Here is a 7,203-nt window from a genome sequence, read left to right on the forward strand (position 1 = left end):
CACTATATGAAGACCCATGCGTGACCTTCTGAACGATCTCGAAAGCGGAAAGACCCCGGCGGAGCTCGATCCCATCCGGCGGGCGCAGAGCGCCATCAGGAAACCGCTGCCAAAACGTTTTTACAAGGACGTTTCGGTGACGCCTGAGGAGGATGGTGGTTTTGCTGTCCGCCTCGATGGAAAGCCCGTGCGAACGCCCGGTGCAAGTGCAGTGCGCCTGCCAAATGAAGCGACAGCGCTTCTGGTGGCCGGCGAGTATCAGGCACAGGGTGAGCATATCGACCCTGCTTCCATGCCCGTGACGCGGCTCGTCAACACGGCGATAGACGGGGTCGCCGTTCACGCTCAGGCTGTCCTGGAAGATGTCCTGCGCTATGCCACGGGCGATCTCGTCTGCTACCGTGCGCCATCGCCGGAGCGTCTGGTGGCACTGCAGGCAGAGGCTTGGGATCCGGTTCTGGACTGGGCGCAGCAGCATATGGGCGCGCATTTCGTGCTCGCCGAAGGGGTCATCCATGTGGAGCAGCCCCGCGAGGCTATCGCCGCGGTTAGCGCATATCTGCGCCAGAAGAACGAGCCATACCGTCTGGCCTGCCTGCATGTGATGACAACGCTGATGGGGTCTGCGCTGCTTGCACTGGCCGTAGAGGCAAAAGCGCTGGAGCCCCAGGCAGCGTGGAAAGCCGCTCATGTGGATGAGGACTGGAACATTTCGCTGTGGGGCGAAGACAGTGAAGCCGCGCAGCGGCGCTCTGCCCGCGAGCGCGACATGATGTCAGCGGCAACGCTGCTTTCTGCACTCAATTGAGCCGGTGCAGGGGCGTTACCGGCCCCTGTCTCAGTTGCCGCCGAACATTTGATAGAGAACGCCTGCGATCTCGCTTTCGAGCGGGAACGAGAGCATGCCCATGACCGAGTAGCCGAGCAGCCAGGGCATCAGATAGAACCGGATCATAAAGAAGAACCACGCCACATAGACCGGCACCAGCGGCTCCAGCAGGAAGCCCGGCGTCACGGGGCGGAAGAGTTTCAGGATCGGGTTCGTCACGCGTACGAAGAAGCGCATGAAGAAGAAGCTTGAATCTTCCGGCAGGAAAATGTTCATGGCCGCGCGCCCGATCAGCGTCCACATGATGACGCCAAGGATGTAGTCGAGCGCCAGCACCCAGAATGGAAATGCAGCCATTGTTTCGGGCATGGAGTGCCTCCCCGGACATGATTAGGGGGCGGGTTTTCCCGCCCCCGTTTTCGGAGCCTAGAGCATCGGACCGAAAAGCGGAATCCGGTTTTCGGGTTATCCCGGTGCTCCGTCAATCGTCTGGATCGCCATGCGCCTGCATGGGCGCATGGCGATCTGGCACCGGTCAGTGCTTGGCAGAAAGAATGGCCGGGCCTGTCGGCACACGGGTTTCTTCCACCATGCGCTGGATTTCTTCGTCCGGAGCGGGCGTCAGCAGGGTGACAACCACCATCGAGACCAGGCTAACGGCCATGCCTACTATGCCGAAGCGGAGATGGTCGATGCCGAACCATGGCGTTCCTCCGGTGTAGACGTAGTAGAGATAGAGGCTGCCTGCGGTGAACCCTGCTGCCATACCGGCAACCGCGCCGGCCCGGTTGGCCCGTTTCCACCACACACCGAGGGCGAGCGGGAAAAACAGACCAGAACAGGCGAAGCAGAATGCCCAGGCCACGGCACCGAGAATGCCGGTGAGCTGGAGAGACGCGATCAACGCGCCCAGCGCACCGATGCCGACAAGCAGAACGCGCGCGACAATCAACCGGATGGCCGTGTCAGCCTTTGGATCGATTATCTTGTAATAGAGATCATGGCTGAGGGCGTTTGCGATGGCCAGGAGAAGGCCGTCCGCAGTGGACATGGCTGCCGCCATGCCGCCGGCTGCAACGAGACCGGAAATCACATAGGGCAGGCCCGCGATTTCAGGGGTGGCCAGAACGACGATGTCGGGCCGCATGAAGAACTCGTTGAGCTGCAGGATGCCGTCACCATTCTGATCCGCGATGGCGAGGAAGCCAACGCTTGCCCAGTTCTGGATCCATGCCAGTGAAGCCACTTCCTCGAACGGTTTGCCGATGATCGCCGTTGGCAGATTCGGATCGAGAAGCTGCAGCTTGGTGAGCGTGGCGAGGGCCGGGGCTGTGAAGTAAAGCAGGAAGATGAACAGCAGCGACCATGCGACCGACTTGCGCGCCGAACGAACGGTCGGCGTCGTGAAGTAGCGCATCAGGATGTGGGGCAGGGAAGCCGTGCCGCACATCATGCACAGAGCAAGTGTTATGAACTTCCACTCTGCATAGTCACCAACCGGACCTGTGTGCGGTGTGGTGAGCACCGAAAGGCCGGCAATGGCTTCCGCTGGCGGATTAAGCCCATACTGTGCCTCGAGCTGCGCCATGGTGGACGCCGCTTCGCCATAGGTGAAGTGCGGGATGATGCCGAAGCCCTGTGCATTCGACATCCAGATGACCGGCACGAGATAGGCGATGATCAGCACGATGTACTGCGCCACCTGGGTCCAGGTGACGGCGCGCATGCCGCCCAGCATTGAGCAGAGCAGAATGCCCAGAAGTCCGAACCAGACGCCGTAGGAGAATGGAATGTGCAGGGCGCGCGCGGCAATCGTGCCCGTTGCGTTGATCTGCGCCGTCACATAGGTGAACGAAGCCACAACCAGAACGATCACGGCGCACAGGCGCGCAAGATTGCCGCCGTAACGTGTGCCGATGAAATCAGGTACCGTGTAGCAGCCGAACTTGCGCAGATAGGGCGCCATCAGCGAGTTGACGAGCACATAGCCGCCCGTCCAACCGACGATGAAGGCCATGTAGCCATAGCCGCCGAAATAGACACCGCCTGCAAGGGCAACGAAGGATGCGCCCGACATCCAGTCGGCCGCTGTTGCCATGCCGTTGTAGACGGCCGGCACCTGCCGCCCCGCCACATAATAGGCATCAACCTCCATGGTCCGCGACAGCCAGCCGATGAGGGCATAGATCGCGATGGTGAAGGCGACGAACAGAATGCCGATCGTGTCGGCGCCGACGCCAAGCTGTTCCAGAACCGCCATCAAGAGGATGAAGCGAGGAAGCCACCGGTGTAGAGTGCGTACACCCGGCCGATATTGTCGATGAACCGTCCCTGTATCAAAGCCATGCCGGTTCCTCCCTATTCTTCTTCGCCGAAGCCGAATTCGTCGTCGATGGCATCCTGGCGCCAGTTCTGCACCCAGATGATGACGACAAAGGCGATGAGCGAACCCTGGGCGATCATGTAGTAGCCGAAGGGAAAGCCAAGAAACGTGAATTGATTGAGTGTCGAAACCATTGCTGGAATGACAAGTGCGAAGAACGCCCACAGGGCCAGAACCACGATTGTCAGGTTCCTGGTCTTGGCCCAGTAACGATCCCTCACATCATCTGCGTTATTAGCGGACATGGTGTCCTCCTCCCTAAGAACGTCAGCGACGAAAGTCGTTAACTGCCGCCATTGCGGTTCTACTGATTAGGAATCACAATGGCATGTCTCAAGCATTGGGCATCTTCTGATCAATGGAAATCGAGACATTGGTCGTATGACGGGAGGACGTGTCTTATGGGTGTTGCCTGGTCCAGGGGGATGGCATTCCTGCGTGAAGCTGCCGGGCGTCTCAGCCTGCGGCGGGACAACAGCGTAATTGACGATATCCCGTCCCTGTGCAGTTTCGTCGCGACACGTTCTTCATTCGTTGCCCAGAAGAAGCTTTACGGATACCTGAAAGCCCGCATGGGCACGCGCTATCCGTCTATGTTCGAAGACGACGTTTTCATCGGTTCCATCAACATTGCCAAGCTCCACGTTTTCGCGGCCTGCCTGTCTGACCTTACCATTCACGCGGTTGCAAAGGTCGGAGCCGAAGGCGCCCTGAGTCAGGACGAGGCGGGCGCGCTCGCCCGTCACTGCCATGCAGCGGGGTTGACCCAAAACGCCGAGGCGCTGCCTGATGCGCAAATCGTGGAAGAGTGGCGGGAGCGATTTCACGATCGCATCGCCGATCTGCACTGGCAGAATGCGGCAACCAGTGGTGACTGCTTTGCGGAAAGTCCGAAGGCGCTGTTCAAATGGGCGCCGATTGCCGATGAACTGAAACGCTTCGACCGGGAAATTGTCGAAAACTCGATCCGCTTCGCCTTTGGCGAGGTGACGCGTGCATTTCGGGAACGTGCAGATCTCCCCGCTCTGGCGCGGGACTGGCAAAGCCGCGGCACCAGAGGCTGAAACAAAAAGGGCCCCGTCCGAAGACGGAGCCCCGATCGCCCCAACAGCTGCGATCAAACGGAGTAGTACATCTCGAACTCGACCGGGTGCGGCGTCATTTCGTAGCGCAGCACTTCCGCCATTTTCAGCTCGATATAGGCGTCGATCTGATCGTCATCGAACACGCCGCCTGCCTTCAGGAAGCCGCGGTCCTTGTCGAGGCTCATGAGCGCTTCGCGCAGCGAGCCGCAGACGGTCGGCACCTTTTTCAGCTCCTTCGGCGGCAGGTCATAGAGATCCTTGTCCATGGCCTGGCCGGGATGGATCTTGTTCTTGATGCCGTCAAGGCCGGCCATCAGCATGGCGGCGAAGGCGAGGTAGGGGTTCGCGCCCGGATCGGGGAAGCGGACCTCGACACGCTTGGCTTTCGGCGAGGAGCCGAACGGGATGCGGCATGAAGCGGAGCGGTTGCGGGCCGAATAGGCAAGCAGAACCGGTGCTTCGAAGCCCGGAACCAGACGCTTGTAGGAATTGGTGATCGGGTTGGTGAAGGCGTTGATCGCCTTGGCGTGCTTGATGATGCCGCCGATATAGTAGAGGCAGTTCTCCGACAGGCCGGCGTATTCATTGCCGGCGAAGGTCGGCTTGCCTTCTTTCCAGATCGACTGGTGCACATGCATGCCCGAACCGTTGTCACCATAGACGGGCTTGGGCATGAAGGTCGCGGTCTTGCCGTAGGCGTTGGCCACCTGGTGGACGCCATATTTGAACTTCTGGACGCTGTCGGCGCTTTTCAGAAGCGTCTCGAACTTGATGCCCAGCTCATGCTGTGCCGCACCCACTTCGTGGTGGTGCTTTTCAACGATAACGCCCATTTCGGTCAGAACCGTCAGCATTTCGGAACGCATGTCCTGCGCAGAATCGATCGGCGGAACCGGGAAGTAACCGCCCTTTACGCGCGGACGGTGACCCAGATTGCCCGTTTCATAGTCCGCATCGTCATTGGTGGGAAGCTCGCTGGAATCGAGCTTGAAGCCGGTGTTGTACGGATCGGCCTTGTACTTCACGTCATCGAAGATGAAGAACTCCGGCTCGGGGCCGACGTAAACCGTGTCGCCGATGCCCTCGGACTTGAGAAAGGCTTCCGCCTTCTTTGCCGTGCCGCGCGGGTCGCGATTGTAGGCCTCGCCCGAGATCGGATCGAGAATGTCGCAGAAAATCGCCATCGTCGACTGTGCGAAGAACGGATCCATGTGAGCCGTGTCGGGCTCGGGCATCAGCACCATGTCGGACTCGTTGATGGCCTTCCAGCCGGCAATGGACGAGCCGTCGAACATGACGCCGTCGGCGAACATGTCCTCATCCACGGCGGAGACATCCATGGTGACGTGCTGCAGCTTGCCTTTGGGATCCGTGAAGCGCAGATCGACAAACTTCACGTCGTTTTCCTTGATCTGCTTCATGATGTCTTGTGCAGTGGTCATATTCGCCTTCCTATTTGCGATGGTCTTGCCTGATGATCCCGGAGGTTTTCCGGGAAAGAGAGTGGTTGTGGATTAAACAGCGTCAGCGCCGGTCTCGCCGGTGCGGATGCGGATGACTTCTTCCACATTTGTCACGAAAATCTTGCCGTCGCCGATACGCCCGGTCTGGGCGGCCTTGCGGATCGCCTCGATCGCGGCGTCCACGGTCTCGTCCGGGAGCACGACCTCGATTTTCACCTTCGGGAGAAAATCGACGACATATTCGGCCCCGCGATAAAGCTCCGTATGCCCCTTCTGGCGACCGAAACCCTTGGCCTCGATCACGGTTATGCCTGAAGGCCGATTTCCTGAAGGGCTTCCTTCACTTCGTCGAGCTTGAACGGTTTGATGATCGCTTCGACCTTTTTCATGCCTCAGTGGCCTCCAAATGAGTTCAGGAACGGTGATCCCGCGCCCCTTGTTGCTCCGGTTTGGTTGAAGCACGAAACATGCCAACTCGTGCGGGAGCCTTGCATGAAGCGTGCCAGTCGCTGCATTCTGTGTCCGCACGGGCGAAATCGCGTGGATTGTTCGGGCAGCGACATGTCAGGCCGGGCCTCCGGAGCTTATCAAGGAACCATGCGGTGTGCTGCGCAGTTTGCGGCTTGCCTAAAAAATATGCAATGCGCCGAAGAAAGCGGCAAGGTGTGATGCGTTTGGAGATTTTGACGCCTGAAGAAATGGGCAGTGTGGATCGCAAGGCGGTCGATGCCGGACCTCTGGACGGCTACGGTCTGATGCAGAATGCCGGTGCGGTGGTGGCTGCTGCGATCCTCGAACGTTTCGCCGAGGCGGAGGGATTTCTGGTTCTGTGCGGCCCTGGCAACAATGGTGGCGATGGTTATGTCGTTGCCCGCCTGCTTGTGGAGCGGGGTGTACAGGTCCGGCTGTTTGCCGAAACCGAACCGGCGGCGGGCAGCGATGCGGCCAGGGCGCGCAGGGATTGCCCTGTTGAACCGAAGCCGTATTCGGAGTTCGAACCTGTTGAGCGATGGCTTGTGGTGGATGCGCTGTTCGGCGCTGGTCTGTCGAAGCCTGTCGAAGGGCGCGAGGCTGCAATCATAGAACGGGTGCGCACCAGCGGGCTGCCCGTGGTGTCGATCGACTTGCCGTCCGGCGTTTCCGGGCTTACCGGGAAGCCGCTTGGCGCTGCGTTTCAGGCGGATCTGACCGTGACTTTCTTCCGCAAGAAACCGGGGCACGTGCTCGTGCCCGGCCGGCAGATGTGCGGTGAGCTTCTTGTCGCGGATATCGGCATAGCCGAAACAACACTGAATCGAGCCGAATGCAAGACCTGGGAGAACCATCCCGCGCTGTGGCGGACAGCCTTGCCGGAGGTCGGCATCAGCGCCCACAAGTATTCGCGCGGGCATGTGGCCGTCATATCCGGCGGCGCCACGTCCACGGGAGCGGCGCGTCTTGCAG

General features: G+C 59.9%; 7 protein-coding genes and 1 pseudogene. 3 read left to right on the forward strand and 5 right to left on the reverse strand.

What is annotated here, in order from left to right:
- Window positions 1-16 precede the first annotated feature (16 nt).
- A complete protein-coding gene (locus tag JCM21793_RS15630; protein ID WP_025030956.1) occupies window positions 17-808 on the forward strand; it encodes an ATP12 family chaperone protein in 792 nt (263 codons plus the stop codon).
- A gap of 30 nt (window positions 809-838) precedes the next feature.
- Here JCM21793_RS15630 and JCM21793_RS15635 read toward each other — a convergent pair whose 3' ends face one another.
- The 3 genes from JCM21793_RS15635 to JCM21793_RS15645 form a co-directional block, all read right to left on the reverse strand.
- Window positions 839-1,198 carry a YggT family protein gene (locus tag JCM21793_RS15635; protein ID WP_007009546.1) on the reverse strand — a complete coding sequence of 120 codons (360 nt, stop codon included), beginning with the start codon at window positions 1,196-1,198 and terminating at the stop codon, window positions 839-841.
- Window positions 1,199-1,364: 166 nt separating this feature from the next.
- A complete protein-coding gene (locus JCM21793_RS26370; RefSeq protein ID WP_244439796.1) occupies window positions 1,365-3,089 on the reverse strand; it encodes a sodium:solute symporter family protein in 1,725 nt (574 codons plus the stop codon).
- Window positions 3,090-3,187: 98 nt separating this feature from the next.
- A complete protein-coding gene (locus JCM21793_RS15645) occupies window positions 3,188-3,457 on the reverse strand; it encodes a DUF4212 domain-containing protein (RefSeq protein WP_007009548.1) in 270 nt (89 codons plus the stop codon).
- A 156-nt stretch (window positions 3,458-3,613) separates the two neighbouring features.
- Here JCM21793_RS15645 and JCM21793_RS15650 point away from each other — a divergent pair, with 156 nt between their 5' ends.
- Window positions 3,614-4,276, forward strand: coding sequence for a hypothetical protein (locus tag JCM21793_RS15650; protein WP_025030957.1), 663 nt, complete (start codon window positions 3,614-3,616; stop codon window positions 4,274-4,276).
- 53 nt (window positions 4,277-4,329) lie between these two features.
- Here the strand turns inward: JCM21793_RS15650 and glnA are convergent, their stop codons facing one another.
- Both glnA and JCM21793_RS26375 read right to left on the reverse strand, forming a co-directional pair.
- Window positions 4,330-5,739, reverse strand: coding sequence for a type I glutamate--ammonia ligase (gene glnA, locus JCM21793_RS15655; RefSeq protein ID WP_007009551.1), 1,410 nt, complete (start codon window positions 5,737-5,739; stop codon window positions 4,330-4,332).
- 72 nt (window positions 5,740-5,811) lie between these two features.
- Window positions 5,812-6,149 (reverse strand): annotated as a pseudogene (locus tag JCM21793_RS26375) (P-II family nitrogen regulator).
- Between the two features lie 279 nt (window positions 6,150-6,428).
- Between JCM21793_RS26375 and JCM21793_RS15665 the strand changes: the two are divergent.
- Window positions 6,429-7,203 (forward strand): NAD(P)H-hydrate epimerase (locus JCM21793_RS15665; RefSeq protein WP_025030958.1); only part of this gene is annotated, 775 nt, incomplete at its 3' end.

Source organism: Nitratireductor aquibiodomus NL21 = JCM 21793 (assembly GCF_000615975.1).
Lineage (GTDB): Bacteria > Pseudomonadota > Alphaproteobacteria > Rhizobiales > Rhizobiaceae > Nitratireductor > Nitratireductor aquibiodomus.

Coding starts and splice junctions, on each gene's coding strand:
- glnA (WP_007009551.1), bottom strand. CDS start 5,739: ATGACCACTGCACAAGACATCATGAAGCAGATCAAGGAAAACGACGTG.
- JCM21793_RS15630 (WP_025030956.1), top strand. CDS start 17: ATGCGTGACCTTCTGAACGATCTCGAAAGCGGAAAGACCCCGGCGGAG.
- JCM21793_RS15635 (WP_007009546.1), bottom strand. CDS start 1,198: ATGCCCGAAACAATGGCTGCATTTCCATTCTGGGTGCTGGCGCTCGAC.
- JCM21793_RS15645 (WP_007009548.1), bottom strand. CDS start 3,457: ATGTCCGCTAATAACGCAGATGATGTGAGGGATCGTTACTGGGCCAAG.
- JCM21793_RS15650 (WP_025030957.1), top strand. CDS start 3,614: ATGGGTGTTGCCTGGTCCAGGGGGATGGCATTCCTGCGTGAAGCTGCC.
- JCM21793_RS26370 (WP_244439796.1), bottom strand. CDS start 3,089: ATGGCGGTTCTGGAACAGCTTGGCGTCGGCGCCGACACGATCGGCATT.